At 61.9% G+C, this 25,115-nt stretch carries 27 protein-coding genes and 1 riboswitch; of the genes, 19 read left to right on the top strand and 8 right to left on the bottom strand.

Features of this window, described 5'->3' with window-relative positions; genetic code table 11:
* Genes B5G40_RS03860 through rsmI form a run of 4 tightly spaced genes read left to right on the top strand, consistent with a single transcriptional unit; the run spans window position 1 to window position 2,726 of the window.
* On the top strand, window positions 1–627 hold the full coding sequence (locus B5G40_RS03860; RefSeq protein ID WP_087398835.1) for a CatA-like O-acetyltransferase: 627 nt from the start codon (window positions 1–3) through the stop codon (window positions 625–627).
* Complete coding sequence (locus tag B5G40_RS03855; RefSeq protein ID WP_087398834.1) at window positions 624–1,235, top strand: NUDIX hydrolase; 612 nt, start codon at window positions 624–626, stop codon at window positions 1,233–1,235. The genes B5G40_RS03860 and B5G40_RS03855 overlap by 4 nt, the downstream gene beginning before the upstream one ends.
* Window positions 1,232–1,876 (top strand): tRNA1(Val) (adenine(37)-N6)-methyltransferase, encoded by a 645-nt coding sequence (locus B5G40_RS03850; RefSeq protein ID WP_087398833.1) that lies wholly within the window; start codon window positions 1,232–1,234, stop codon window positions 1,874–1,876. The genes B5G40_RS03855 and B5G40_RS03850 overlap by 4 nt, the downstream gene beginning before the upstream one ends.
* A gap of 4 nt (window positions 1,877–1,880) precedes the next feature.
* Window positions 1,881–2,726 (top strand): 16S rRNA (cytidine(1402)-2'-O)-methyltransferase, encoded by an 846-nt coding sequence (gene rsmI / locus B5G40_RS03845; RefSeq protein WP_087329431.1) that lies wholly within the window; start codon window positions 1,881–1,883, stop codon window positions 2,724–2,726.
* A 232-nt stretch (window positions 2,727–2,958) separates the two neighbouring features.
* Here rsmI and B5G40_RS03840 read toward each other — a convergent pair whose 3' ends face one another.
* On the bottom strand, window positions 2,959–3,201 hold the full coding sequence (locus tag B5G40_RS03840) for an AbrB/MazE/SpoVT family DNA-binding domain-containing protein (RefSeq protein ID WP_087187593.1): 243 nt from the start codon (window positions 3,199–3,201) through the stop codon (window positions 2,959–2,961).
* A 216-nt stretch (window positions 3,202–3,417) separates the two neighbouring features.
* Here B5G40_RS03840 and B5G40_RS03835 point away from each other — a divergent pair, with 216 nt between their 5' ends.
* On the top strand, window positions 3,418–3,996 hold the full coding sequence (locus B5G40_RS03835; protein ID WP_087398832.1) for a spore maturation protein A: 579 nt from the start codon (window positions 3,418–3,420) through the stop codon (window positions 3,994–3,996).
* A 2-nt stretch (window positions 3,997–3,998) separates the two neighbouring features.
* Complete coding sequence (locus tag B5G40_RS03830) at window positions 3,999–4,517, top strand: spore maturation protein (RefSeq protein ID WP_087398831.1); 519 nt, start codon at window positions 3,999–4,001, stop codon at window positions 4,515–4,517.
* A gap of 46 nt (window positions 4,518–4,563) precedes the next feature.
* Here the strand turns inward: B5G40_RS03830 and B5G40_RS03825 are convergent, their stop codons facing one another.
* From B5G40_RS03825 to B5G40_RS03815, 3 genes are read right to left on the bottom strand one after another with little or no spacing between them, the layout of a single operon-like run.
* Window positions 4,564–4,773 carry a hypothetical protein gene (locus B5G40_RS03825; RefSeq protein WP_087187596.1) on the bottom strand — a complete coding sequence of 70 codons (210 nt, stop codon included), beginning with the start codon at window positions 4,771–4,773 and terminating at the stop codon, window positions 4,564–4,566.
* A gap of 39 nt (window positions 4,774–4,812) precedes the next feature.
* Window positions 4,813–6,003: a nucleoside recognition domain-containing protein gene (locus B5G40_RS03820; RefSeq protein ID WP_087398830.1), complete on the bottom strand. Its 1,191-nt coding sequence runs from the start codon at window positions 6,001–6,003 to the stop codon at window positions 4,813–4,815.
* A 59-nt stretch (window positions 6,004–6,062) separates the two neighbouring features.
* Window positions 6,063–6,662, bottom strand: a complete 600-nt coding sequence (locus B5G40_RS03815) for a TetR/AcrR family transcriptional regulator (protein ID WP_087270558.1) — start codon at window positions 6,660–6,662, stop codon at window positions 6,063–6,065.
* A 99-nt stretch (window positions 6,663–6,761) separates the two neighbouring features.
* On the opposite strand from B5G40_RS03815, the gene B5G40_RS03810 reads away from it, so the two are divergent.
* On the top strand, window positions 6,762–7,640 hold the full coding sequence (locus B5G40_RS03810; protein WP_087398829.1) for a DegV family protein: 879 nt from the start codon (window positions 6,762–6,764) through the stop codon (window positions 7,638–7,640).
* Window positions 7,641–7,689: 49 nt separating this feature from the next.
* Here the strand turns inward: B5G40_RS03810 and B5G40_RS03805 are convergent, their stop codons facing one another.
* The gene (locus tag B5G40_RS03805) at window positions 7,690–8,814 is read right to left on the bottom strand and encodes an AI-2E family transporter (protein WP_087187600.1); all 1,125 of its coding nucleotides are present in this window, start codon (window positions 8,812–8,814) and stop codon (window positions 7,690–7,692) included.
* A 207-nt stretch (window positions 8,815–9,021) separates the two neighbouring features.
* Between B5G40_RS03805 and nifS the strand changes: the two genes are divergently transcribed.
* The gene (gene nifS / locus B5G40_RS03800) at window positions 9,022–10,221 is read left to right on the top strand and encodes a cysteine desulfurase NifS (protein ID WP_087398828.1); all 1,200 of its coding nucleotides are present in this window, start codon (window positions 9,022–9,024) and stop codon (window positions 10,219–10,221) included.
* 19 nt (window positions 10,222–10,240) lie between these two features.
* A complete protein-coding gene (gene nifU / locus B5G40_RS03795) occupies window positions 10,241–10,681 on the top strand; it encodes a Fe-S cluster assembly scaffold protein NifU (RefSeq protein ID WP_087398827.1) in 441 nt (146 codons plus the stop codon).
* Window positions 10,682–10,717: 36 nt separating this feature from the next.
* On the opposite strand, the gene B5G40_RS03790 is transcribed toward nifU, so the two are convergent.
* Window positions 10,718–12,838 carry a sensor histidine kinase gene (locus B5G40_RS03790; protein ID WP_087398826.1) on the bottom strand — a complete coding sequence of 707 codons (2,121 nt, stop codon included), beginning with the start codon at window positions 12,836–12,838 and terminating at the stop codon, window positions 10,718–10,720.
* Window positions 12,839–12,864: 26 nt separating this feature from the next.
* Window positions 12,865–13,563, bottom strand: a complete 699-nt coding sequence (locus B5G40_RS03785; protein ID WP_087398825.1) for a response regulator transcription factor — start codon at window positions 13,561–13,563, stop codon at window positions 12,865–12,867.
* 341 nt (window positions 13,564–13,904) lie between these two features.
* Here B5G40_RS03785 and B5G40_RS03775 point away from each other — a divergent pair, with 341 nt between their 5' ends.
* From B5G40_RS03775 to B5G40_RS03760, 4 genes are all read left to right on the top strand, one after another.
* On the top strand, window positions 13,905–14,429 hold the full coding sequence (locus tag B5G40_RS03775; protein WP_242959189.1) for a 4'-phosphopantetheinyl transferase family protein: 525 nt from the start codon (window positions 13,905–13,907) through the stop codon (window positions 14,427–14,429).
* Window positions 14,430–14,537: 108 nt separating this feature from the next.
* Window positions 14,538–15,626 (top strand): MGDG synthase family glycosyltransferase, encoded by a 1,089-nt coding sequence (locus B5G40_RS03770; protein WP_087398823.1) that lies wholly within the window; start codon window positions 14,538–14,540, stop codon window positions 15,624–15,626.
* A complete protein-coding gene (locus B5G40_RS03765) occupies window positions 15,626–16,699 on the top strand; it encodes a lysylphosphatidylglycerol synthase transmembrane domain-containing protein (RefSeq protein WP_087398822.1) in 1,074 nt (357 codons plus the stop codon). Before B5G40_RS03770 ends, B5G40_RS03765 begins: the two co-directional genes overlap by 1 nt.
* Window positions 16,700–16,789: 90 nt before the next feature.
* Complete coding sequence (locus B5G40_RS03760) at window positions 16,790–17,740, top strand: ROK family protein (RefSeq protein WP_087398821.1); 951 nt, start codon at window positions 16,790–16,792, stop codon at window positions 17,738–17,740.
* 48 nt (window positions 17,741–17,788) lie between these two features.
* On the opposite strand, the gene B5G40_RS03755 is transcribed toward B5G40_RS03760, so the two are convergent.
* On the bottom strand, window positions 17,789–18,049 hold the full coding sequence (locus B5G40_RS03755; RefSeq protein ID WP_087398820.1) for a hypothetical protein: 261 nt from the start codon (window positions 18,047–18,049) through the stop codon (window positions 17,789–17,791).
* A gap of 139 nt (window positions 18,050–18,188) precedes the next feature.
* Between B5G40_RS03755 and B5G40_RS03750 the strand changes: the two genes are divergently transcribed.
* The 6 genes from B5G40_RS03750 to cobJ all read left to right on the top strand — a co-directional run bounded on the left by B5G40_RS03750 (window position 18,189) and on the right by cobJ (window position 25,115).
* Window positions 18,189–20,675 (top strand): cation-translocating P-type ATPase, encoded by a 2,487-nt coding sequence (locus B5G40_RS03750; protein WP_242959182.1) that lies wholly within the window; start codon window positions 18,189–18,191, stop codon window positions 20,673–20,675.
* Between the two features lie 2 nt (window positions 20,676–20,677).
* Window positions 20,678–21,130 carry a GNAT family N-acetyltransferase gene (locus tag B5G40_RS03745; RefSeq protein WP_087398847.1) on the top strand — a complete coding sequence of 151 codons (453 nt, stop codon included), beginning with the start codon at window positions 20,678–20,680 and terminating at the stop codon, window positions 21,128–21,130.
* Window positions 21,131–21,178: 48 nt separating this feature from the next.
* A riboswitch (cobalamin riboswitch) is annotated at window positions 21,179–21,362 on the top strand.
* Window positions 21,363–21,456: 94 nt separating this feature from the next.
* Window positions 21,457–22,593: a cobalt-precorrin-5B (C(1))-methyltransferase CbiD gene (cbiD, locus tag B5G40_RS03740; RefSeq protein ID WP_343286700.1), complete on the top strand. Its 1,137-nt coding sequence runs from the start codon at window positions 21,457–21,459 to the stop codon at window positions 22,591–22,593.
* 46 nt (window positions 22,594–22,639) lie between these two features.
* Complete coding sequence (gene cobM / locus B5G40_RS03735) at window positions 22,640–23,395, top strand: precorrin-4 C(11)-methyltransferase (protein WP_087270596.1); 756 nt, start codon at window positions 22,640–22,642, stop codon at window positions 23,393–23,395.
* Complete coding sequence (locus B5G40_RS03730) at window positions 23,395–24,381, top strand: cobalt-precorrin 5A hydrolase (protein WP_242959180.1); 987 nt, start codon at window positions 23,395–23,397, stop codon at window positions 24,379–24,381. The genes cobM and B5G40_RS03730 overlap by 1 nt, the downstream gene beginning before the upstream one ends.
* Window positions 24,378–25,115 carry a precorrin-3B C(17)-methyltransferase gene (gene cobJ, locus B5G40_RS03725; RefSeq protein ID WP_087398818.1) on the top strand — a complete coding sequence of 246 codons (738 nt, stop codon included), beginning with the start codon at window positions 24,378–24,380 and terminating at the stop codon, window positions 25,113–25,115. The genes B5G40_RS03730 and cobJ overlap by 4 nt, the downstream gene beginning before the upstream one ends.

The following is a 25,115-nucleotide window of genomic DNA, read 5'->3' as shown; positions in this document are numbered from 1 at the left end:
ATGACACAGGAGATCGATCTGGAGACCTGGGCCCGAAAGGAACACTATGCCTTTTTCGCCCCCATGTCCCACCCCTTTTACAGCCTGACCTTCCCGGTGGATGTGACGGCGCTCCGGCGGCGGTGCAAGCAGGAGGGACTGTCCTTTTACTCCGCTATGGTCTTTGGGGTGACCAAGGCCATGGAGGGGGTGGAGGCATTCCTCTACAAGGACCGCAACGGCAGGATCGTGCGCCATGACCGGCTGGTACCCAGCTTCACCGACCTGAAGGAGGGCAGCGACCTCTTCCACATTGTCACCCTGGAGGCGGGGGAGGATCTGGCCGGTTTCTGCCGCCGGGCCAAGGCCGCCTCGGCGGCCCAGACGGAATTCATCACCGCCGGGCCCTGGGCGGAGGATGAACTGATCTACTTTACCTGTCTGCCCTGGTTCCCCATTACTGCCCTGACCAACGAGCGGGATGTGGTGCCCTGGGACTCGGTGCCCCGGGTAAGCTGGGGCCGCTGGGAGGAGCAGGGGGACAGGACCCTGCTCAGCCTCAGTCTGGAACTGAACCACCGCCTGCTGGACGGCGTCCATGTGGGACGCTTCCATCAGGCTCTCTGTGATTGGATGGAGACGCTATGACCTTATCGGATTTCCGGGCCCGCTGGGCGGGCCATATGCCTGGCATACAGGACGTCAAGCAGCAGTACGCGGTGCTGGTGCCTCTGGTGGATGGGCCGGAGGGGCCCAGCCTGCTCTTTGAAGTGCGGGCCAGCACATTGGCCCATCAGCCGGGGGAGGTATGTTTTCCCGGCGGACGAGTGGAGCCGGGGGAGAATCCCCAGGACTGCGCCCTGCGGGAGACCTTTGAGGAGCTGGCAATTCCGCCCCATAAGGTGGAGATCATCGCGCCTCTGGACCGTCTGGTGCAGCAGGGTAAGTTTGTGATGCACCCCTTTTTGGGTATTGTGAGCCCGGCGGGACTGGCCGCCATGGCCCCCAGCCCCGCCGAGGTGGACAGTACCTTTCTGGTGCCGGTAGCCTGGCTGCTGGCCCACCCGCCCCAGGTCTACTCCTATGAGCTCAAACCCCAGGTGGCGGAAGATTTCCCCTATGACAGCATCGGTTTTCCCCGGGGCTACCGCTGGCGCAGCGGGGAGACCACCGTGCCTGTCTACGCATGGCCGGACCGGCCCATCTGGGGCCTTACCGGCCGCATCGTCCGCCACCTGATGGAGGAAATGGCATGAGAGCGCCGGAGCAGCTGGGGCCTTACCGCTATGAGCAGTCGGATACCTGCTTTCCCCTGGGGCAGGACAGTCTGGTCCTGGCCTCCTTTGCCACCCTGCGGCGGGGGGATCGGGTGTGCGACCTGGGCTGCGGCGCGGGAGCCCTGCTCCTGCTGCTGGCGGCCCGGCAATCCACATTGACCCTGTCCGGTGTGGAAATCTCCCCCGAGGACAGCGCTCTGGCCCGCAAAAATCTGACAGAAAACGGTCTGACAGGGGAAATTTACACCGGCGATCTCCGCCAGGTGTGCAAAACGTTATCTGCGGGAGGGTTCTCTCTTGTGATCTCCAACCCGCCCTATTTCAAGGCGGGCAGCGGGGGAGACGGCGGGGCGGCCCGCATGGAGGAGGCCACTTTGACCGACTGGTGCGCCGCTGCCGGACGGCTGGTGAAAAACGGCGGGCGGTTTGCTCTGGTCCACCGGCCGGAACGGCTGGCGGAGCTCTTTGCCGCCCTGCAGGGCGGCGGTCTGGAGCCCAAACGGCTCCAACTGATCCAGCATGACGCCGACACGCCCCCCTCTGCCGTTCTGGTGGAGGCGGTGCGCCAGGGCAGGCCGGGACTGGAGGTCCTGCCCACACTACTGATGAACCGGAGGTAATCCTATGGCCGGCATTTTATATCTGGTACCCACCCCCATCGGCAATTTGGGGGACATTTCCCAGCGCATCGCGGACACTCTGGAGTCGGTGGACTTTATTGCTGCCGAGGACACCCGGGTGACCCTCAAGCTGCTCAATCACCTGGGGCTGAAAAAGCCCCTCATCTCCTACTACCGCCACAACACCGAGGCGGGGGGACAGGCGGTGCTGGGCCGCCTGCTGGCGGGGGAGAGCTGCGCCCTGGTTACCGACGCGGGCACCCCAGCGGTGTCCGACCCCGGCGAGGACCTGGTGCGGCTGTGTGCCCAGAGCGGGGTGGAGGTGGTGGCCATTCCCGGCCCCTGCGCCCTCATCACCGCTCTGTCGGTGTCCGGCCTGCCCACCGGCCGCTTTACCTTTGAGGGCTTTCTGGCCATGAACAAGAAAAACCGCCGCGCCCACCTGGAGGAGCTCCGGCAGGAACAGCGGACCATGATCTTCTATGAGGCCCCCCATAAGCTGAATGCCACCCTGGCCGACCTGGCGGAGGTGTTTGGACCGGACCGGCGGATCTCCCTGTGCCGGGAGCTGACCAAGCTCCACGAGGAGGTGCGCCGCACCACTCTGGGGGAGGCGGTGACCTGGTATGAGGAAAATCCGCCCCGGGGAGAGTTTGTCCTGGTGGTGGAGGGGGCGGCGGAGAGCGCCAAAGAGACCCCCACCCTGGAGCAGGGCCTGGAGCGGGTGGCCCAGCTGCGGACCGAAGGGCTGTCCCTGAAGGATGCCGCCCGGCAGGCCGCCAAGGAGACCGGTTTGCCTAAGAATGAGCTGTACGGCAGGGCGATGAATGAAAAAACGCCGTTATGCTAATGAGAGGAATTGAATATTACAAAACGTATTTTTTGGAGGCGTTCCAAAAATGCTGAATCAGCAAAAAAACGGTCGAATCGCCGGGAAAACAGGGAAAAAGATGGGAAAAAACAGCACAAAATTGCAGGAATCTTTTAACCTGTGTTAATTGTATAATTATTAACAGTAATGGAAAAAGAAAGGGACTCCCCGGCGAAAACGCCAGAGGAGTCCCTCTTTCTTTCAACTCGGATTACTTCAGCTGAAGCTCACGAATGCAGTTGGTGCAGACGTTCTTGCCCTTGAAGTTGATGACATCCTTTGCGTCATCGCAGAAAATGCAGGCAGGCTGATACTTTTTCAGCACAATGGAAGCACCGTCCACATAGATCTCCAGAGAGTCCTTCTCTGCGATATCCAGTGTGCGGCGGAGCTCGATGGGCAGAACGATGCGGCCCAATTCATCTACTTTACGTACGATCCCGGTTGACTTCATAAATGCTACTTCCTTTCCCTATTAGTTTCCAATTATTCCCTTCATTAACTAGAAACTGACACAATTATAACACAACGTATTGTTCTGTCAAGCAATGTTACAAAAACTTCATATATTATCTGCCATTTTTCGCCTTGGAATTGGGTATCTTTTCCGAAGCTGGATCGTATAGATAGTCTGAACTGGAAATTTGGACAGGGAAAGGGGCGGACAGCCATGGCAATGGCGGCGATCTGGACGGGCATGGTGGTGATTTCCATCCTGTGTGGGCTGGCCACGGGGAACGGTCCGGCGGTGGGAGCGGCGGCTCTGGAGGGAACCGGGGCGGCGGTGGATCTCTGTCTGGCCATGGCGGGGGTGCTCTGCCTGTGGATGGGAGTTATGGAGATCATGAAGCGCTCCGGTCTGTCGGCGGGTCTGTCCCGGCTGCTGCGCCCGCTGCTGGGGCGGCTCTATCCGGAGTTTGCCCGGGACCGGGAGGTAATGGATTGTATTTCCGCCAATGTGTCGGCCAATCTGCTGGGGCTGGGCAATGCCGCCACTCCTTTGGGCATTCAGGCCGCCCAGAAGATGAGCCGCCGCAGGCCGGGGGTGGCCTGCGACGGGATGTGTATGCTGGTGGTGTGCAACACCGCCTCCATCCAGCTGATCCCCACCACTGTGGCAGGGGTGCGGCTGGCCGCAGGATGTGAGACCCCTTTTGATATTCTGCCGGCGGTGTGGCTGGCCTCCGCCATTTCGGTGTGCGTGGGTATCCTGGCGGCCAAGGTGCTGGCCCGGCTGTGGAGGGACTGAGCATGGATACCTTTTTCACCATGCTGGTGCCCCTCATCATTGGAGTGGTGGCCCTGTGGGGTATGGCCCGGAAGGTGGACGTCTACAGCGCTCTGCTCTCGGGGGCCGGGGAGGGGCTGAGCGTGCTCATCCGCATTGTTCCGGCTCTGGTTGGGCTGTTGACGGCGGTCTATATGCTCCGGGCTTCCGGAGCACTGGAGCTGGCCGCCGATGCTTTGGCTCCCTTACTTACTGCCGTGGGCATCCCGCCGGAGACGGTGGGCCTGATGCTGGTGCGGCCGGTGAGTGGCTCCGCCGCCCTGGGTGTGGGAGCGGAGCTGATCTCCACCTATGGACCCGACTCGGAGATTGGCCGCACTGCTGCCGTGATGCTGGGGTCTACCGAAACTACCTTTTATACCATCGCCGTGTACTTCGGGGCGGCGGGCATCGTCAAAACCCGCTATGCCGTCCCCGCCGCTCTGTGCGCCGACCTGGCGGGCTTTCTGGCTGCCGCCTGGGCGGTGCGGCTGATCTTCTGAGACAAAAAACCGGGACCCGCTGCTTGAGCAGCGGGTCCCGGCCTGTTTACAGGGAAAAATCTTCGTCTTTCAGTTTATCCAGATTGAGCGTCACCGGCGGGGTAGGTACCCGCTTCAGCGGATCATACCGGAAGGCCCGGCAGCTGCCCCCAGGGGAGACCACACCCTTCTTGACGCAGAGGATCTGCTCCTCGTCCAGCTGAGTGCCCCGTTGACAGTAGCAGCAGCGGGGTTCGATATCCTTTTGGAACAGCATGGAATCCCTCCTGTCCTTGTATAAATTCAGTACCAATCATTATACCACGGGCTTGCGGCGTTTGCCAAGGCTTTTTCGTGAACCCAGGGCTGCCGCCAGCAGAAAGCCCAGAAAGATCATCCAGGCGGCCAGGATGGAGGCGGTGAGGGCGCCGTGAAACTCCATACCGGCGATGCCGGCCACCTGATCGGCCAGGTAATTGGAGACGGGGGCGTTGAGGGGGACAAAATGGACCAGAATGCCGATAAAAAGGGCGGACAGACCGCCGTGGAGCAGCTTGCCTACCAGGTAGGTGCCCACCGAAAGACCGCTGCCCCCGATGAAGGAGAGCACCTGACAGTGGACCGAGATACCTGCCCAGCCCAGCATAAAGGCTGCCATGGTCAACCGGCTGCTGAGGGCGCCTCCCTCCGACAGGGTGGACACCCCGGAGGAGATCTCCAGCGCGCCGGTGAGCAGCCGCTGGGCCCATTCCGGCGTCAGGCCAAAGGGGGCCAGCACGGTGCCCAGCGCCTGGGCCAGGCCGGGCAGAAAGCCGGAGCGGATAAGCAGCTGGATGACCACCGTAAAGAACACCACAAAGGCGCAGATATTTAAGGTAGAGAGAAAGGCGCTTTTCACCGAGCCGGTAAAGGCGGTGGAAAAGCGCTGGGCCTGAAACTGGGGCGCGGGACGGGTGGATTTCCCTCTGCCGCTGTCCTCGCCGGCCTTGTAGAAGCGGAAGAGCAGCCCCACACATACCGAGGCCATGGCATGGGCCAGGTAGAGAAGGACTCCCACCGTACTGCTGGCGAAGATGCCTGCCCCCACCACGCCCAGGATAAAAGCCGGGCCGGAGTTGTTGCAGAAGGCCAGCAGCCGCTCCGCCTCGGTGCGGGTACACATCCCTTTTTCATAGAGGCTGATGGCGGTCTTGGCCCCCACCGGATAGCCTCCCACAAAACCCAGGGCAAAGGCGGAGGCGCAGGCTCCGCTGACGTGGAACAGAGGGCGCATGATCCCCTCCAGCAGCCGGCCCAGGTAGCGGGCCAGGCCCAGCTCCACCACCAGGGAGGAGAGCACAAAAAAGGGAAAGAGCGAGGGGATGATCACGTTGTAGCACAGCTGGAGGCCGGTGCGGGCCGCCTCCATGGAGGGCTTGGGGTAGAGCATCAGCGCCAATGTGGCGCACAACAGAACAAGACCCAGAATCAGATCGCGGACTCTGGCTTTGGACAGCAGCCGGGACATGGCACACACCTCCTTCACAGATGGGTATGCGCCATGGGGCCAAAAGTTGCCTGTCCTCCTCAGCCGGTGCGGAACACATGGCTGAAGAGGGTGTAATCCTGCTCCAGTTTGGTCAGCAGGCGGTAGGAGCCCCGGTGGAGGGTCCAGTCAATGACCACGCCCCGGAAATGGCGGAGCAGAAAATCGGCGGTCCACTCCGCCGACCAGCCGGGCAGCAGTCCGCCCTCCGCCTCCGCCTGGGCCAGGCAGCCGGCCATGGCCCGGAGGGTGAACCGGCTGGAGTCCATGGAGGAAGTGTCGTCGGGGGCGTCCAGACGCCGTTGATAATACCGGGCCACCAGCTCCCAGCCCAGGTTTTCCAAAAATTCCGCATAGTTGGTCATGAGCCGCCACAGGCGGCGGGCGGGGGGATCGTCCTCATGGCCTGCCAGGCACTGCTCCAGATAGGTGTCCAGGGGGGCGAAACCCCGGGAGAGCAGATCCTCCTTGGAGCGGAAGTGGTGGTAGAAGGCGCCGGTCGTAATCCCCGCCTGCTGGCAGATTTCCCGGATGGATACCTTGTCAAAGCTCTGCTTTCGGGACAGATCCATGGCGGCCTGCAAAATGGCCTGTTCGGTCTGCCTGGCCTGCTCTTTTCTGCGGGTCCGATAGTCCTCCATTGGCTTCCACCTCTTGACAGCAGCGGCTCTTTGCCGCTATAATTTAAGTAGTCACATAACGACGTTATGTCAGTTTCGCAATATTGATTATAGGGTAGGATGATCAACTTGTCAAACGTACAGAAGATCGCGCTGCTTACCGATTCCACCGCCGACCTGTCCCCTGCGCTGCGGGCGGATAAGCCCATCTATACGGTGCCGCTGAAGATCGTCTGCGACGACGGAGAATACTCCGACGGAGTGGACATCTTTGCCAAGGATGTGTATGACCGCCTCCATCGGGGAGAGCTGCCCCGCACCTCTCTGCCCGACGGCGGCAGCATCAGCGACACCCTGGACCGCATCAAGGCCGACGGCTATGAAAAGGTGCTGGCCGTCATGCTCTCCTCCGGGCTGTCGGGCACCTATAATATGGTGCGCCTCCAGGCGGAGACCCGGAAGGACCTGGACATTGCCGTGTTCGACTCCAAAAGCGGCTCCCTGGGTATGGGGATCATGGTGCTCCAGCTGTGGGAGGACATTCTGGCCGGGGTGGACTGGGATACTTTGGTGAGCCACCGGGTACCCAAGCTGATCGAAAATACCTTCCCCTTCTTCTCGGTGGACACCCTGGAATACCTGAGCAAGGGCGGGCGTATTGGAAAGGTGGCCGCCTTTGCCGGTACCCTGCTGAGCATCAAACCGGTGATTTCCTTTGCCTCCGACGGCCAGCTTCAGAGCGTGGCCAAGGTGCGGGGCCGCCGGCAGGTTCAGGACAAAATCCTGGAGCTGATGGAACAGCACATCCGGCCCGGCGTCCGGTACAACCTGGGCATTGCCAACGGCGGCGCACCCGAGGAGATGGCGGAATTTGCCGTTCGGATGAAGGAGCGTTTCCCCGACGCTGTGCATATGTGGGAGGGCGAGATTGACGCCACCCTCAGCGTGTACATCGGCGACGGTGTGCTGGGAGGCGGCATCCAGCTCCTGGAGGATTGACAAGTGCAAAAAAGCCTGCTGCTGCGGCAGCAGGCTTTTTTTATGGTTTTCAGGCCTGGTCCGGGGGCCCCAGGCGCTTGTGGATGTCCCGGCGGAGCAGGGTGTAGATCACCGAGGCGATGGGTACGCTGATGAGCACACCCACCAGGCCCAGCAGGCTGCCGCCCACGGTAACGGCAGCCAGTACCCAGATACCGGGCAGCCCCAGAGAGGTGCCCACCACCCGGGGATAGATCACATTGCCCTCCACCTGCTGGAGGATGATGAGAAAAATCACGAAAATAAAGGCCTTCAGCGGGGAGACCATCAGCAGCAGGATGGCGGATACGATGGCGCCGATATAGGCGCCCGCCACCGGGATGAGGGCGGAGGCTCCCACCGTGACGCCGATGAGGGGGGCGTAATCCGGCTGGATAAAGAGCATTCCCAGGGAACACAGGCTGCCCAGGATACAGGCCTCGATACATTGACCGGTAACAAATTTGGTGAAGGTGGCGGCGGTGAGGGAGACCACGTCCGAGATGGGGCCGGCTACCTTGGCGGGAACATAGGCCTTCAGCAGCCGCCGGCACTGGCCCAGCAGTTTGTCCCGGCCGGAAAGCATATAGATGGAAAAGACCAGGGCCAGCACGCCGGTGACCAGAATGGAGACCAGACCGGTGGTGAACTCCACCAGCCGGGGACCCAGGTTGGACAGGATGTTCAGGGCGTTTTTGAGCACACCCTCCAGGGTGGTGTTCAGGCTGGACAGGTCCAGCTGCTCCATGTCCAGGTGCAGGTATTCCAGCAGCTGGTTGATGGAGTTCTGGGCGTTGGTGATGTAGCCGCCCAGATTGAGCACAAAGGTCTGGATGCTCTCCACCAGCTTGGGCAGCACGAAGGAGAACAACGCCACGATCAGGAGGATGAGGGCCAGATAGGCGGTAAGCACCGCCAGCGGGCGGGCGGCCCCCCGGGCGGGGGTTTTGTCCAGCCCCCGGCTGTACAGCCGGTAAAAGAACTGACAGGGCCGGTTGAGGATAAAGGCCAGACAGAAGCCGATGATCAGCGGCTTAAAGACCGCCAGTAAAGTGCCCAGCACACCGCCGATCACATCCAGACGGGCCAGGACCATAACCAGCAGGACTGCGTATGTAATAATGAGCAGGATACTGCGGAAGAGTTTCTTATCCATGTGAAACCTCGATTTCTTTACAGGAACTGGTGACTCCACTATAGCACCCTCGCCGCATACCGTCAACGGGAAAGCAGGATCTTTAAGAAAATTTAATTAGCGGCCGAATCAAATGCGGCCGGAAGATTTTGCTTGACAAACAAAGTGAGATTTCGTATAATCTAGTAAACAGATAGGAATTAAGTAGATTCCAGAAAGGAGCCACCGATGTCTGAAAAATTTGTCTACGCCGATCATGCGGCTACTACAGCCGTTACCGATACCGCTCTTGCCGCCATGCTGCCCCACTTTACCCGGGATTATGGCAATCCCTCCAGCCTGTACCGCTTTGCCCAGGAGGGCAAGACCCATCTGGAGGAAGCCCGGGCTCAGGTGGCCGCCTGTCTGAACGCAAAGCCGGAAGAAGTCTATTTTACCTCCGGCGGCACCGAGGCCGACAACTGGGCCCTGCGGGGGGTGGCCGAACTGATGGCCCTCAAGGGCAAAAAGACCGGCCATATCATCACTACCGCCATTGAACACCACGCCATCCTCCACACTGCCCAGTGGTTGGAGAAGCGGGGCTATGAGGTGACCTACCTGCCGGTGGACGGGGACGGTCTGGTGGACCCCGCCAACCTGGAACAGGCCATCCGGCCGGACACCATCCTGATCTCCGTCATGGCCGCCAACAACGAGATCGGCACCATCCAGCCCATTGCGGAGATCGGCGCCATTGCCAGAGCCCATAAGGTGCTGTTCCACACCGACGCCGTCCAGGCGGTGGGCCACATCCCGGTGGATGTGGAGGCGTGGAATGTGGACCTGCTCTCCCTGTCCGGCCATAAGTTCGGCGGACCCAAGGGGATCGGGGCCCTGTATATGAAAAAGCCCCTCCGGCTGCCCGCCCTTATCCAGGGCGGCGGACAGGAGAAGGGCCGCCGCTCCGGCACTGAGAATGTGCCCGGCGCCGTCGGTATGGCTGCCGCTTTGAAGGAGGCGGTGGACCACCTGGCCCAGGAGTCGGCTCGGCTGTCCGCCCTGCGGGACAAGCTCATCGCCGGCCTGTCCGTACTGCCCTATACCCGCCTCACCGGCCATCCGGTGAAGCGGCTGCCCGGTACCGCCTCTTTTGTCTTTGAAGGTGTGGAGGGTGAGGCCCTGTTGCTCCATCTGGACGCCAAGGGGATCTGTGCCTCCTCCGGTTCGGCCTGTTCCTCCGCCTCTCTGGACCCCTCCCATGTGCTGCTGTCCATCGGGCTACCTCACGCCATTGCCCACGGGTCCCTGCGGCTCTCCCTGGGAGCGGAGAATACGGAGGAGGACGTGGACTATATCCTGAAAGAAGTACCCGCCGTGGTAGCCTACCTGCGGGAGATGTCCCCGGTGTGGGACAAGGAAGCCCAGAAACCCACCTGGGAACTGTAATTGGAAAGGAGCAACTACAATGCTGTATTCAGATAAAGTGATGGACCATTTTGAGCATCCCCGCAACGTGGGAGAGATCGAGAACGCCGATGGGGTAGGCCAGGTGGGCAACCCCAAGTGCGGCGACATCATGAAGATGTACCTGAAGATGGACGGCGACATCATTACCGACGTGAAGTTTAAGACCTTTGGCTGTGGTTCCGCCATCGCTACCTCCTCCATGGCCACCGAGATGATCAAGGGCAAGACCATTGCCGAGGCCATGACCCTTACCAATGCCGCCGTGGCAGAGGCTCTGGACGGGCTGCCCGCCCACAAGATGCACTGTTCCGTGCTGGCGGAGGAGGCCATCAAGGCGGCGCTGGCCGACTACTATCAGAAGAAGGGAGAGCCGGTGCCCGAGTCCCTTAAACTGCCCTGCGACTGTGAGGAGGGGCACTGCTGCTCCTCCTGCGGATAACGAAGAAGTCCTGCCGTGAAAACGGCAGGACTTCTTTTATGCGGGCGGGGGAAGCTGGGGCTCCGTCTCCGCCTTGGGCGGGGGAGCCAGCTGGAAGGTGACGGTGGCCTTGAACAGGTCGCCGTCGATGCTCAGATCGAACTGTCCGTGCTGCAGCTCGGTAAGGCTGCGGGCAATGGACAGCCCCAGGCCGGAGCCGTCGGTGGTGCGGGAGGTGTCTCCCCGGACGAAACGCTCCATCAGCTGCTCTGGGGGGATGTTGAGCTGCTGCCGGGAGATGTTTTTCACCGAGAATACGGCGCTGTTATCCCGGCGGGTGATCTCCAGATAGACCCGGGTGCCCTCCAGGGCGTACTTGTTGCAGTTGGACAGCAGGTTGTCGATGACCCGCCACAGGTGGTGGCCGTCCGCCATGATCCACACCTCTTCCTCCGGGTAGAGGGTGACCACCGCCAGATTACTCTGGGTAAATCGCTCCTCAAATTCTCCCAGGGCCTGCTGGACCAGCTGCACCATGCCCAGCCGTTCCAGATGGACGGGCAGGGTGCCGGTGGAGGCTTTGGAGGCCTCCACCAGATCCTCGGTCAGCTTTTTCAGCCGCTGGCTTTTCCGGGTGAGTACCTCAATATAGGACTGGACCTGGGGGTTGTCAATGGGCTGCTTTTTCAGCAGATCCACATAGTTGATAATGGAGGTCAGGGGGGTTTTCAGGTCGTGGGATACGTTGGTGATGAGCTCCGCCCGGAAACGTTCGCTGCGGATGCGCTCATCCACTGCCTGGCTAATGGTGCCGCCCAGGTCGTTGAGCTGCTTGGCGTGCTGGGCCAGGTCGTGGTACAGGCCCCTGGTGTCGATCTTAAAGCTGGGATCTGCGCCCAGAATGTGGTCGGTGCCCTGGCGGACCCGGTGCCACTGGATGGCCCACCGGCACAGCAGCCACAGCACCAGGCCCTGGTAGACCGGAACAAGCACTATGGTGAGGGCGGTGAGGTAGGTACCCACCAGATAGAGCAGAAAGAGCACGATGACCCGCCCGGTCAGGGGCCAGCTGTGGGCGGCGTTGCGGATCGCCCGGCCCAGTACCTGGATCAGCCGCCAAACAAGGGTGTTGGTCCACAGGGTTTTGGTGCGGATGCGGGTCATAAGGGTGAGCAGGGAGGAGAGCAGACACAGACCCACCCCGCTGGAGACGAGGGCCAGCCCCACCACCACATCGGTGGACGGGCCGTTGGAGTTAAGGGCCACTGTCATGGGATCGCCGCCGGTCAGCAGCAGGATGATGATCCAGAGTTCCAGCAGCACCAGCAGGTCCAGAGGAATACGGTCAAACCGGCTGGGGACGATATCCTCTCTGCCGGGACGGCGTCCCACCACCCGGCACAAAAAGACACAGGTCAGCACACAGGATACATCCAGCACCACGGTGAGCACCGCCAGAGCGGGCAGATACCGGGCATATTCGCTGAAATCCTGAGAGCTGTCCCAGAACTCGTCGTGGACCGACAGGGGATAGGCCACGCCGTATTCAATGGCCAGATCCATATAGAGCAGGCGGCTGTCCTGGGCCTGGTTGTAGTCCCAGGAGTTTCCGTTAAAGGTGTAGCCGTATTGAGCTGCCAGGGCGGCGTCGGTAGGGGTGAGCAGCTGCTCGGTGCCGTTGTCCAGCACCACATAGAGCAGATAAAACTGCTTTTCTCCGTTCCATACAAAGTAATCCTTCCGGCGCTCGCCGCCGTCGTTGTAGGTGACGTCAATGGAATCCCGCAGGACGGTATGGACGCTGCTCTCCACCGTTTTTCCGTCCTCCAGATTGGAGTAGACCAATGCGCCGGTGTCATTGCGCCGGATGGTAAAGCAGAAATTGGTGCGCTCGCTGTCCAGCGCATATTCCAGGTCGCTGAGGCGCTGTTGGTCCAGGTAGGACAGCGGAGCCTCCCAGGCCTGATACTGGAGCAATCGGGCCAGTTCTTCCACCTGCACCATGCGGTTGCTCATGTATTGGGCGCAGGAGTTGCTGGAGTAGTAGCCTACGCCGGTCCACAGGGTGTCCCACTGGGAGAGGATAAACAGGGTGGCCCAGAAGCCCCCAACGCCGGTGCCCAGGGCCAGAAGGAAGGCGATCGCCTTCACCGCCAGCCGGGTCCCCAGTTTTTTCATGGTGTTTCCCCCTCCTTTTGAATGGGTCAAAGCTTTTCCATCTTGTAGCCCAGCCCCCACACCACTTTAATGTATCTGGGGTTGGCCGGATCGATCTCGATTTTTTCTCTCAGGTGACGGATATGGACTGCCACGGTGTTCTCCGAACCCAGGGAGGGATCGTTCCATACCAGTTCGTAGATCTGGCTGGTGGAAAAGACCCGGCCGGGATTTTTCAGCAGCAGAAGGAGAATATTGTACTCCAAGGGGGTCAGGTTCACCCGGTCCCCATCCACGGTGACCGACTTGGCGCTGTCGTCCAGGGCAATGCCGCCGTTGGTGAGCAGTTGAGTGTTTTCGCTGGTGCCGCTTTTGCCGCCCAGGCTGGTATACCGCCGCAGCTGGCTCTTCACCCGGGCGATGACCTCAATGGGGTTGAAGGGCTTTGTGATGTAGTCGTCGGCGCCGATGTTCAGCCCCAGCACCTTGTCGGAGTCCTCACTCCTGGCGGTGAGCAGGATAATGGGAACGTTAAACTTTTCCCGCAGCTTGGCGGTAGCCCGGATGCCGTCCAGGCCGGGCATCATGATGTCCATCAGGATCAGGTCCACCGGCTGGGCCTCCGCCGCCTTGACGGCCTCCAGCCCGTCGTAGGCCTTGACGGTGCGGTAACCTTCACTGGTCAGATAGATATCCAGGGCAGAAACAATGTCGCGGTCGTCATCACAGACGAGAATGGTATACATAGGCTCACCTCGTATGCTGTAAAGAATAGCAGACGTCTTTTAAGGGCGGAACGGGAATTTGTTTAAAAAGCCTTTAAGAGCGTCCGGTCTGATGTGTGTTGTATCTCATTGTACCTCCAACCGCCGGTAAAAGCAAATGCAGGGGTAAATGGCCTCTTCTTCTCTTTCAATGAAGAGGAAAAAACTGTGAAAAATGGTATCATGACGTAAAAAGGACTTGCGGATTGGGAGACGGACGGATATAATGATGAATAAACGCATATTGCGGCGTCCCTGCTGTGCCGTGAAGCGGCCGGCGGGGCTCGCCGTCTTTTTGTGGCTGCGGAAGGAGGCGGGCAACGATGGTGCTCCGGATGGAGAATGGCGACGCCTGGGCGCTGCTCGCCCGTCTGATCAGGGAGAACTTTGGCCGGACGGAACTGCCCCGGGTGGCCCGCATGGAGTCGGGGAAGCCCTGGTTTCCGGATGTGCCCGGCCTGCACTTCAACTTGAGCCACAGCGGCGGCCTGGCCCTGTGCGGGGCAGATGAGGCTCCGCTGGGGGTGGATGTGGAGCGGGTGCGGCCCCGGCGGGCAGGATTGGCCCGTTATGTCCTCTCGGAGAAGGAATTTGTCTGGTTCCAGGACCGGGGGGGAGACTGGGGAAGCCTGTATACCCTGTGGACCCTGAAGGAGGCCAAGGTCAAGTGCCTGGGGACCGGCCTGCGTCAGGCCCCCCGGACCATTGGCGTGCCTCTGCTGGAGCCGGGACAGACGGGGGAACAAGAGGGCCTGCGCTTTGGGGCCTACGCCGGTCCGGACTGGCGGGCGGCGGTGTGTACCGCTGGAAAAGAGCCCCTGCCCCGGCAGGTCTGGGCGGGAAAGTGACAATCTGTTTCTTTTTCTTAATATCTTTTTAAGAAACAGGCTCTGATTTTCTAAAAGAACACCCGCTATACTTGACCATGAGAAAGAGTATCGTGAGGAGGGAGCAGCGTGAATATCCTGATCGTAACGGGTAAGTTCGGCATGGGCCACTGGTCGGCCTCCATGTCCCTGCGTCAGCAGCTGCTGCGGGCTTTCCCGGAAGCACAGGTGGAGGTCATGGACCTGATCGCCTATACCAACCACAACTCCGAGTCCATGTACAAGTGGTTCAATGTCCTGGTGACCCGGGGCAGCGGACTGTTCAACCTTTATTATAAGTTTACCCAGAACAAGGATTCCGACGAACGGCCCCTGAATGATGAGCAGTGCCCCGACCGGGTGGAGGAGCTCTTCGAGCGCAAGCGGCCCGATGTGATTATCGCCACTCATCCCATCTGTGCCCGCATTGTGGCCCGCTGGAAGAAGGAGACGGGGAGCAGCCTGCCCATGGTGACCTGCGTCACCGACCTGACCAGCCATTCCGAGTGGATCCACCGGGTTACCGACTGCTATCTGGTGGGTACCGAGGAGATCAGGGAGCGGCTGGCGGCCAAGGGGGTCAGCCGGGACATCATCTATGTCACCGGAATTCCCGTCCGGGCGGAGTTCAAGCTGCCCGTCCACCGGGGCGACCGAAAGGAACGCAACCTGCTCATTATGGGCGGCGGCCTGGGCATGATGCCCCGGAAGGATTCCTTCTATGAGGCGCTGGACACCATGCCCGGCGTACATACCACCATCATTACCGGCCGCAACCAGAAGCTGTACGACCGGCTGGTCAACAAATATGAGAACATCCGGGTGATCGGCTTTACCGACCGGGTCTATGAATATATGGCCTGGGCCGACCTGGTGCTCACCAAGCCCGGCGGCATCACCATGTTTGAGAGCATTTTCTCCGAACTGCCCATTCTGGCCTGGGAGCCTTTCCTGGAGCAAGAAAAGAACAACGCCCGTTTCCTGGTGAAGCGGGGAATGGGCCGGGTGGCGGCCAAGGAACCCGACGAGTGTCTGACCGCCATTCGGGAACTGATCTATGACGACTATACGCTGGCCGATATGTCGGCCAAAATGCACGCATTGAAAGAACAGCTGGAGCAGGAGAGCCTGACCCATATCCTGGCCCGGCTGACTGCGGGAAAAGGGGTGTGTGCCTGATGGACAAACGGAAGAGCTTGGTCGGTATCGGGCTGATCCTGGCTCTCATGGCCTTTACCGGCTATATGCTGCTCCGGGATATGTCCTTCTCGCGGTTGGCCAGCACCCTGCGGCAGCTCAATCCCCTGTGGCTGCTGATGGGGCTGGGCATGATGTTCGTGTTTGTGGGCAGCGAGGCCCTGTGTTCCAGGATTGTTTTGGGGCGTCTGGGCCATAAGGTGCGCTACCGCCGCTGTCTGGGTTATTCCTTTGTGGGCTTTTATGTCAGTTCCATTACCCCCTCCTCTACCGGCGGTCAGCCGGCTCAGGTCTACTATATGTCCAAGGACAATATCCCGGCGGCCCACGGCGCGCTGAATATGATGCTCATCGCGGTGTGTTATCAGGCGGTGGTCATCGTCTATGCTCTGGCGGCGGCCCTGACCCACTTTTATCTGGTGCAGAATCTGGGGAGCGGTCTGGGACTGCTGCTGCTCTACGGTGTGGTGGTCAACGGAAGCCTGACGGTGGGAATGCTCTCCCTCATGTTCCTGCCCAACGCTGCCCGCAAGCTTACCGGCGGCGTGCTCAAGCTGCTGGTGAAGGTGCGTATTATCCGCAATGGGGACAAGGCCCGCCAGCGGCTGGAGAAGCAGATGGAAGAGTACCACAAGGGTGCCCAGTGCGTCAAACAGAATCCGGGTATGATGGTGGGCCTGGTGCTCATCACCATCATCCAGCTCACCGCTCTCTTCTCCATTCCTGTGGCGGTATACTACGCATTCGGCCTGTCGGGCGCCAGTCCGATGGAGATCATCGCTACCCAGGCGCTGGTGACCCTGGCAGTGGCCAATCTGCCGCTGCCCGGCGCCGTGGGCGCCTCCGAGGGCGGCTTTGTGACCGCCATGGCCCTCTTCTTCGGTTCCAGCCTGGTGACGCCTGCCGTGCTGGTGTCCCGGGGCATCAGCTTCTACTCCTTCCTGGTGATCAGCGCCATTGTCGCGCTGGCGGTCCATCTGCGGACCCGCCGCCAGCGGAGAATGGAGGATTCCACCCCTTACCCTAAGCAGGCCCGGGGGCCTATCGTGACCTGAAAAACGGCGTCCTATGGACGCCGTTTTTTCCTCTTGTGCCGCCGGGCCGGGTGCATTATAATCAGGGAGAAGAACAAAGGAGGCGGGATGATGTACTATTTGGGGATCGATCTGGGCGGCACCAACGTGGCTGCCGCTGTGGTGACTGAAAACGGTGAACTTTTGGGCAAGGTCAGTCTGCCAACCCCCCGGGGTGTGCCGGCGGAACAGGTAGCCGATCAGATGGCGGCAGCCTCCCGGGCGGCGGTGGAGCAGGTGGGCCTGTCCATGGATGATATTGAGTCGGTGGGCATTGGTTCCCCCGGTACCATTGAGCCTGATACCGGCGTGATCCGGTTCTGGTCCAACCTGGACTTTTCCAATGTGCCCCTCACCGCCCTGATGGAGGAGCGGCTGAATAAAAAGATCTACCTGGAGAACGACGCCAATGCCGCCGCTCTGGGCGAATTTGCCGCCGGCGCCGGCAAGGGCAGCCAGTCCATGATCGCCATTACCCTGGGTACCGGTGTGGGCGGCGGCGCTGTCCTCAACGGCAAGCTGTATACCGGCTTCAACTACGCCGGCATGGAAGTGGGCCACTTTGTCATTGAGCACGACGGCCGGCTGTGTACCTGCGGCCGGAAGGGCTGCTTTGAGGCCTATTGCTCCGCCACCGCCCTCATCAAACGGACCCGTGAGGTAATGGAGGCTTGTCCCGGCTCCAAGCTGTGGGAGGTGGCCGGGGCCCTGGAGGCGGTTAATGGCCGCACGCCCTTTGACGCCGCCGCCCTGGGGGACGCCGCCGCCGGGCTGGTCATTGACGAGTATGTTGATTATCTGGGCTGCGGCGTGGCCAGCCTGGTGAACATCTTCCAGCCGGAGGTGTTCTGCATCGGCGGTGGACCCTCCGCTCAGGGGGAGACGCTGATGGCTCCCGTGCGCTACATCCTGAATCGGGAGGACTACGCCCGCAACAGCGTCCACCGTACCCGGCTGGTGCGGGCGGCTCTGGGCAACGACGCCGGTATCATCGGCGCGGCCCTGCTGCCCCTTTTCCGATAAACCCAAACAGGGCCCGCCGGACGGCGGGCCCTGTGCTTTTGGGGCGGCTTACTCCACCGGCTCATAGCCGTCGCAGCAGTCGGGCGCCTCCTGCTCCTCTTCCACCGCCGGACGGGGAAAGGCCAGCAGGGACAGGCCGAACAGCCCCGCCGCTCCCAGGGCTATGACCTGGAGCCGGTGCTCCTCCAGCCAGGGACGGCGCTCCTCCAGAGCAGGCAACTTGAGGGCGCCCGCGTACAGCAGAGCCGCGCCGCCGCCGCACAGTGCCAGCCGGAGCAGGACGTGCATCTTGTCTGAAATGGGCTCCATGGATACCCCTCCTTTGATTCCAGTATAGCGGAGAAGGAGGGGCTCCATGCCCCTGACTTAAGAAATTGTGGAGAATTGGTTAAGATTTATCCGGCGGCCTTGTATGCGCTGAAAAAATCGGCTATAATGTGACAAGATTTTGGAAATTGTCCGTCCTGAGGACGGAATTTACAGTATTGAGGGCGACTACATGAAAGGCAAGCAGAAACAGCATCCATCTCCCCAGCCCGTCCCCCGTCCTCGCCGGGATGTGCCCCGGGTGAGCGCCGACCCCAATCTGGGCCTGACCATGGTCCAGGTGCGGGAGCGCCAGCAGAACGGCTGGGCCAACGATCCGGTGGAATCCCCCACCATGACCGTGGGCCAGATCGTGCGGGCCAACGTTTTTACCTTCTTCAATTTCATCTTTGTGGTGCTGGCCGCTCTGCTGATCTTTGTAGGGTCGGTACAGGACCTGCTGTTCCTGCTCATCGCCATGGCCAATACCGGCATTGGCATTTTGCAGCAGCTGCGCTCCAAGCAGACCATTGACAAGCTGAACCTGCTGGCGGCGCCCCGGGCCAATGTGGTGCGGGAGGGGCAGCTGGGCTCGGTGCCCGCCTCCCATCTGGTGCGGGACGACGTGGCTGAGCTGGCCTCCGGAGACCAGATACCCGCCGACGCCACGGTGCTGGCCGGTCAGATCCAGGTCAACGAGGCCCTCATTACCGGCGAGGCCGATGCCATCATCAAGCGGCCGGGAGACGCCCTGCTCTCCGGTTCCTTTGTGGTGGCGGGACGCTGCCGGGCCCGGCTGGACCGGGTGGGGGCCGACTCCTACGCCGCCCGCCTTACCCTGGAGGCCAAAAAGGACGTCACGGTGGGCAAGAGCGAGATGATGTCCTCTCTGGACAAGCTGATCCGGGTCATCGGTATCCTGCTCATCCCCATCGGCATTGCCCTCTTTGCCAAGGAATTTTTCATCGTGGGCCGCACCTTCCAGGAGACGGTGGTGTCCACGGTGGCCGCCCTCATCGGCATGATCCCCGAGGGCCTCTACCTGCTGACCAGCGTGGCCCTGGCAGTGAGCATGATCCGGCTGGCCCAGGGCAAGGTGCTGGCCCAGGATATGAACTGCATCGAGACCCTGGCACGGGTGGATGTGCTGTGTGTGGACAAGACAGGCACCATCACCGAACCCCGGATGGAGGTGGGGGAGGTGGTGTACCTGGACCCGGAGAAGTACGCCGAGACCGAGGTCACCGAGATCCTCAACGCCTTTTATCAGGTTTCCGAGGCGGACAACGATACTGCCCGGGCCATGCAAAAGAAGTTCCACGGCCGGTCGGCCTGGCACGCGGAAAAGACCATCCCCTTCACCTCCGCCACCAAGTGGAGCGCCGCCGTCTTTCCCGGCCACGGCGCCTATCTGGTGGGCGCTCCCGAGTTCATCCTGGGGCCCCGGTACGGGGATCTGAAGGAGCAGGTGGACCCCTGGTCCGCCAAGGGCTACCGGGTGCTGTTGGCCGCAGAATACCAGGGGATGCCCGACCAGAAGGGGCTGGACCCCCGGCGGGTGTGCCCCATGGCCCTGGTGCTGCTGTCCAACCGGGTGCGGGAATCGGCGCCCAAGACCTTCCAGTTCTTTGCCGAGCAGAAGGTGGCCGTTAAGGTCATTTCCGGCGATAACCCGGTGACGGTGGCCGAGGTGGCCCGTCAGGCGGGCATCCAGGGGGCGGACCGCTATGTGGACGCCGCCACCCTCCACTCCGATGCCGACATGGACCGGGCGGTGCGGGAATTTACCGTGTTCGGCCGGGTCACCCCCGACCAGAAGCGCAAGCTGGTCCAGGCCCTTCAGCGGGCGGGCCACACCGTGGCCATGACCGGCGACGGCGTCAACGACGTGCTGGCCCTGAAGGACGCCGACTGCGGCATTGCCATGGCCTCCGGCGCGGAGGCCGCCTGCCACGCCGCCCAGCTGGTGCTCCTCAACTCCGACTTTGCCGCCATGCCCAAGGTGGTGGCCGAGGGCCGGCGGGTCATCAACAACATCCAGCGGGCTGCCGCCCTCTATCTGGTGAAAAACATCTTCTCCTTCTTCCTGTCCATCATCTCCCTGTTCGCCACCTTCCCCTACCCGGTGACCCCGCTGCAGATCTCCTTCCTCAGCGCCGTCACCATCGGCGTGCCCTCCCTCTTCCTGGCTCTGGAGCCCAACCACGCCCTGGTAAAGGGAAAATTTCTTACCAACGTGTTCCGGGCAGCCCTGCCCGGCGGCCTTACCGACCTGATCATCGTGCTGGGGCTGGAGGCCTTCTATCTGGTGTTCGGCTTCACCACCGACGAGCTGTCCACCATGTCCACCATTCTGCTGGTGGTCATCGGCCTGCTGGTGCTCTATCAGGTATGTAAGCCCTTCGACTGGAAGCGGCGGGTGCTGATGATCGCCATGAGCGCCTCCTCCGCGGTGGCCATCATCTGGTTCGGGGCCAGCTTTGGCCTGAGCCAGCTGACGATTCAGTCCTTCCTGGTGCTGGTGGTGTTCCTGTGCCTGTCCTACCCGGTGATGAACGTGCTGCTGAAGGTATGTCAGTACGGCGCCCTGCTGTGGGACAAGGCCAGACATATGAGGCGCCGCACATGAGTCTGACGGTACGGCCCTACCGTCCGTCGGACTGCCCCATTCTGGCGGAGCTCTTTTATCAGACGGTTCATGGAGTGTGCGGACAGGACTACACCCCGGAGCAGCTGGATGCCTGGGCCGACGGACAGGTGGATCTGGCGGCCTGGGATGCCTCCTTTCAGGCCCACACTACTTTGGTGGCGGAGTGGGACGGGATGGTGGCTGGCTTTGCCGATCTGGCCGACGACGGCTACCTGGACCGGCTCTATGTCCATAAGGATCTCCAGGGCCGGGGGATTGCCACCGCCCTGTGCGACGGCCTGCCCGGCGCCCGGCTGACCCATGCTTCTCTTACCGCCCGGCCCTTCTTTGAACACCGGGGCTGGCGGGTGGAGCGGGAGCAGCAGGTGGAACGCCATGGGGTCAAATTGACCAATTTTGTCATGGTATGGGAACCGCCCTGTGCGCTCATATGACAAGAAATTACCTTTACTTTTCCTCTGCGTCCTGATATAATGAGCGGAGAATTGAATCGTATCCGCAGTTGTGGCAGTGCCGCGAAAGGGGAAGCCGGTGCAAATCCGGCGCAGTCTTACCTCTACTGTAAGCGTGGACGAAGGCGCGAATACCATTGGCCCGTGGGGCTGAGAAGGTGCGCCGGAGGAGGAAACGCAAGCCAGGAGACCCGCTGCAGGGATACCGTATTGCGTAGCTCTGAGGTGGAGAGGTGCGGCATTTTTTCATTGAAAAAGGCCCTCCCCAAAGCTGGGGAGGGCCTTTTTGTGTCGAAGGAGGCGGTCTGGTGCTGGAACTATATATCCCGGTGGGGAACAAGCAGCTGCGCTGCGGCTATACCACCGGCACTTGTGCCGCCGCCGCTACAGCCGGGGCAGTCCGGTTGCTGCTTACCGGGGAGGCTTTGCCCGCAGTGCGGGTGGATACCCCTGCGGGGATCGCGGTGGAGGTTGAACTGCTGGAACAGTCCGCCGGAACCGGCTGGGCCAGCTGCGCCGTCCGGAAGGACGGCGGGGACGACCCGGATGTGACAAACGGAACCCTGATCTTCGCACGGGCGGAAAAGACCGACACCCCCGGCATCACCATCGACGGCGGTACCGGCGTGGGCCGGGTGACCCGGCCCGGACTGGACCAGCCGGTAGGCGCAGCTGCCATCAACTCCACCCCCCGGATGATGATCCGGCACCAGGCGGAGGAGGAGATGGCCAGGGCGGGCTATACCGGCGGACTGTCCATTACCATTTCGGTGCCGGAGGGAGAGACGCTGGCCGCCCACACCTTCAACCCCCGGCTGGGTATTGAAGGGGGCATCTCCATCCTGGGTACCAGCGGCATCGTCCGCCCCATGAGCGAGGCCGCCCTCATTGACTCCCTCTACCTGGAGCAGGATATAGCCAAAGCCGCAGGCGTGACCGATCTGCTGGTCACCCCCGGCAACTACGGGGATTCCTTCGCGGAGGGGACTCTGGACCTGGACCTGACCCATCGCTGCACTTGCAGCAACTATCTGGGTCACGCCATCGACCACGCTGCCGGGCTGGGCTTCCGATCCTTCCTGCTGGTGGGCCACCTGGGCAAGCTGATTAAAGTGGCGGCGGGGAACATGAACACCCACTCCAAGGTGGCCGATGGCCGGCGGGAGACCCTCACCGCCCACGCTGCCCTGGCGGGCGGGAGCCCGGCGCTGCTGAAAGCCCTCTTTGCCTGCCCTACCACCGATGCCGGGGTAGAGCTGCTGAAAGAGGACGGGCTGCTGGAGCCGGTGATGGCCTCCATCGCCCAGGCTCTGGAGGAGGTGCTGCACCACCGGGCCGGGCCCGACCTGGCCATTGAGGCGGTGTTCTTCTCCAACCAGTACGGACTGCTGGGAAAGACAACAGGGGCTGAAAACTTGCTGGCTCTGCATCAACATCAATCGTAGGGGCGACTTTTACGGCCGTCCGCCGATACAGATAGGAGTTTCGATTATGGTACATTTCATCGGCGCGGGCCCCGGTGGGGCCGATCTCATCACCGTGCGGGGAGCTAAGCTGCTGGGGGAGGCGGATGTCATCATCTATGCCGGTTCCCTGGTGAACCCCGCCCTGCTGGATTATAAAAAGGAGGGCTGCCAGGTCTATGACAGCGCCAAGATGACCCTGGAAGAGGTCATTGAGGTAATGAAGGACACCGAGGCCAGGGGGGGCACCACTGCCCGGCTCCACACCGGCGATCCCTCTCTGTACGGCGCCCACCGGGAGCAGATGGACGAGCTGGACAAACTGGGTATCTCCTACGACGTGACCCCCGGTGTGTCCTCCTTCTCGGGAGCGGCTGCTGCCCTCTGCGCGGAGTATACTCTGCCCGATGTATCACAGTCGGTTATCATTACCCGCATGGCGGGCCGTACCCCGGTGCCCGAGGGGGAGCAGCTGCGGAAGATGGCCTCCCACGGCTGCACCATGGTGCTCTTCCTGTCCACCGGCCTGCTGGAGCAGGTGGAGGAGGAGCTGATGGCGGGGGGCTATGCGCCCGATACCCCGGCGGCCATCGTGTACAAGGCCACCTGGCCGGAGGAGAAGGTGTACCGCTGCACCGTGTCCACCCTGGCGAAAACCGCCAAGGAGAACCATGTAACCAAGACGGCCCTCATTACTATCGGTTATTTTCTGGGGGATGATTACAAGCGGTCCAAGCTGTACGACCCCACCTTTACCCATGAATTCCGGGAGGCCAGCAAGTGATGGCGGCCATCATTGCCTTTACCCGGCGGGGGGCGGCTTTGGGCCGTACCCTGGCTGATGCGCTGGAGGCCACCCTCCATGTGCCTGCCCGGTTCGCCCCTGAGGTGGGGGCGGAGGCCTATGACAGCCTGGAGGGCTGGACGGAAAAAGCCTGGGCCGAGGCGGACGCCCTCCTCTTTGTGGGAGCGGCGGGCATCGCCGTCCGGGCCATTGCCCCCCATGTGAGGGATAAATTTACCGACCCCGCCGTGGTGAGCGTGGACGAGGCGGGGCGGTTTGTGATCCCCCTGCTGTCCGGTCATGTGGGAGGGGCCAATGAGCTGGCCCTGAAGGTGGCCGCCCTTACCGGCGGTCAGGCGGCGGTGTCCACCGCCACCGACGTCAACGGCCTCTTTGCTGTGGACGTGTGGGCCAGGGAGCGGGACATGGTCATTACCGACCGGGTGCTGGCCAAGGAGATCTCCGCCGCCCTGCTGGAGGGGAAGCCGGTGGGTTTTGTCAGCGACTTCGGCCACCCCTGCCCGGCGGGACTGACTCGCGGCCTGGCGGAGCTGGGGGTGTGGGTCACCTACCGGCGGGGAGAGGGGCCCTTTCTCCGCACCCTGCGGCTGGCCCCCAAGGGACTGATCCTGGGCATCGGCTGCCGGAGAGGAACTCCTATGGAGACCATCCGGGCGGCGGTGGAGGAGGCCCTGTCCGGCTATGAAGCCCAGTCGGTAACCCAGGTGGCCACCATTGATTTGAAACAGGACGAACCAGGCCTGCTGGCCTTCTGTGCCGCCCACAACCTGCCCCTGGCCGTCTTTTCGGCGGCGGAGCTGGAACAGGCGGAGGGAGCCTTCACCCCGTCTGCCTTTGTGGCCCATATCACCGGGGTGGACAACGTGTGCGAGCGGGCGGCAGTGTGTGCCGGCGGTACCATTCTGGTGCCCAAGCAGGCGAAAAACGGCGTCACCGTGGCGGTGGCGGGAAGGAAGATCCTATGAAAAAAGTAACTGTCATCGGACTGGGCCCCGGCGGAGGTGCCGACCTCACCGGCCGTGCCCGGGCCGCTTTGGAAGGGTGCGACCTGATCGTGGGCTATACCGCCTATATCGAGCTGGTCAAGCCGGATTTCCCTGAAAAAGAGGTGCTGTCCACCGGGATGCGCCGGGAGGTGGACCGCTGCCGGGCTGCCGTGGAGGCCGCTCTCACCGGCAAGGACGTGGCGGTGGTGTGCTCCGGCGACTCCGGCGTGTATGGCATGGCGGGGCTCATCTACGAGGTGGCCCAGGAGTATGACCCCATCGAGATCGAAGTGGTGCCCGGCATCACCGCCGCCTGCGGCGGCGCCGCCGTGCTGGGCGCTCCTTTGACCCACGACTTCGCGGTGATCTCCCTGTCCGATCTGCTCACCCCCTGGGAGAAGATCGAGAAGCGTTTGAGTGCTGCCGCCCAGGCGGACTTCGTGATCTGCCTCTACAACCCCTCCAGCCGGAACCGGCCCGACTATTTGCAGCGAGCCTGCGACATCCTGCTGCGGGATAAGGACCCGGAGACCGTGTGCGGCACCGTGCGCAACATCGGCCGGGAGGGTGAGGAGGGCAAGCTCCTCACCCTGGCCCAGCTGCGGGACACCCAGGTGGATATGTTCACCACCGTGTTCATCGGCAATAGCCAGACCAAGGTGCTGGGCGGTAAGATGATAACCCCCCGTGGCTACCTCCAGCGGGGGGAATAA

This window comes from Flavonifractor sp. An9, from assembly GCF_002161245.1.
Classification (GTDB): Bacteria; Bacillota; Clostridia; order Oscillospirales; family Oscillospiraceae; genus Flavonifractor; species Flavonifractor avicola.
The sequence above is the reverse complement of the archived record's forward strand: the minus strand, read 5'-3'. Positions and strand labels throughout refer to the sequence as shown.

Coding starts and splice junctions, on each gene's coding strand:
- B5G40_RS03860 (WP_087398835.1), top strand. CDS start 1: ATGACACAGGAGATCGATCTGGAGACCTGGGCCCGAAAGGAACACTAT.
- B5G40_RS03855 (WP_087398834.1), top strand. CDS start 624: ATGACCTTATCGGATTTCCGGGCCCGCTGGGCGGGCCATATGCCTGGC.
- B5G40_RS03850 (WP_087398833.1), top strand. CDS start 1,232: ATGAGAGCGCCGGAGCAGCTGGGGCCTTACCGCTATGAGCAGTCGGAT.
- rsmI (WP_087329431.1), top strand. CDS start 1,881: ATGGCCGGCATTTTATATCTGGTACCCACCCCCATCGGCAATTTGGGG.
- B5G40_RS03840 (WP_087187593.1), bottom strand. CDS start 3,201: ATGAAGTCAACCGGGATCGTACGTAAAGTAGATGAATTGGGCCGCATC.
- B5G40_RS03835 (WP_087398832.1), top strand. CDS start 3,418: ATGGCAATGGCGGCGATCTGGACGGGCATGGTGGTGATTTCCATCCTG.
- B5G40_RS03830 (WP_087398831.1), top strand. CDS start 3,999: ATGGATACCTTTTTCACCATGCTGGTGCCCCTCATCATTGGAGTGGTG.
- B5G40_RS03825 (WP_087187596.1), bottom strand. CDS start 4,773: ATGCTGTTCCAAAAGGATATCGAACCCCGCTGCTGCTACTGTCAACGG.
- B5G40_RS03820 (WP_087398830.1), bottom strand. CDS start 6,003: ATGTCCCGGCTGCTGTCCAAAGCCAGAGTCCGCGATCTGATTCTGGGT.
- B5G40_RS03815 (WP_087270558.1), bottom strand. CDS start 6,662: ATGGAGGACTATCGGACCCGCAGAAAAGAGCAGGCCAGGCAGACCGAA.
- B5G40_RS03810 (WP_087398829.1), top strand. CDS start 6,762: ATGATCAACTTGTCAAACGTACAGAAGATCGCGCTGCTTACCGATTCC.
- B5G40_RS03805 (WP_087187600.1), bottom strand. CDS start 8,814: ATGGATAAGAAACTCTTCCGCAGTATCCTGCTCATTATTACATACGCA.
- nifS (WP_087398828.1), top strand. CDS start 9,022: ATGTCTGAAAAATTTGTCTACGCCGATCATGCGGCTACTACAGCCGTT.
- nifU (WP_087398827.1), top strand. CDS start 10,241: ATGCTGTATTCAGATAAAGTGATGGACCATTTTGAGCATCCCCGCAAC.
- B5G40_RS03790 (WP_087398826.1), bottom strand. CDS start 12,838: ATGAAAAAACTGGGGACCCGGCTGGCGGTGAAGGCGATCGCCTTCCTT.
- B5G40_RS03785 (WP_087398825.1), bottom strand. CDS start 13,563: ATGTATACCATTCTCGTCTGTGATGACGACCGCGACATTGTTTCTGCC.
- B5G40_RS03775 (WP_242959189.1), top strand. CDS start 13,905: ATGGTGCTCCGGATGGAGAATGGCGACGCCTGGGCGCTGCTCGCCCGT.
- B5G40_RS03765 (WP_087398822.1), top strand. CDS start 15,626: ATGGACAAACGGAAGAGCTTGGTCGGTATCGGGCTGATCCTGGCTCTC.
- B5G40_RS03760 (WP_087398821.1), top strand. CDS start 16,790: ATGTACTATTTGGGGATCGATCTGGGCGGCACCAACGTGGCTGCCGCT.
- B5G40_RS03755 (WP_087398820.1), bottom strand. CDS start 18,049: ATGGAGCCCATTTCAGACAAGATGCACGTCCTGCTCCGGCTGGCACTG.
- cobM (WP_087270596.1), top strand. CDS start 22,640: ATGGTACATTTCATCGGCGCGGGCCCCGGTGGGGCCGATCTCATCACC.
- B5G40_RS03730 (WP_242959180.1), top strand. CDS start 23,395: ATGGCGGCCATCATTGCCTTTACCCGGCGGGGGGCGGCTTTGGGCCGT.
- cobJ (WP_087398818.1), top strand. CDS start 24,378: ATGAAAAAAGTAACTGTCATCGGACTGGGCCCCGGCGGAGGTGCCGAC.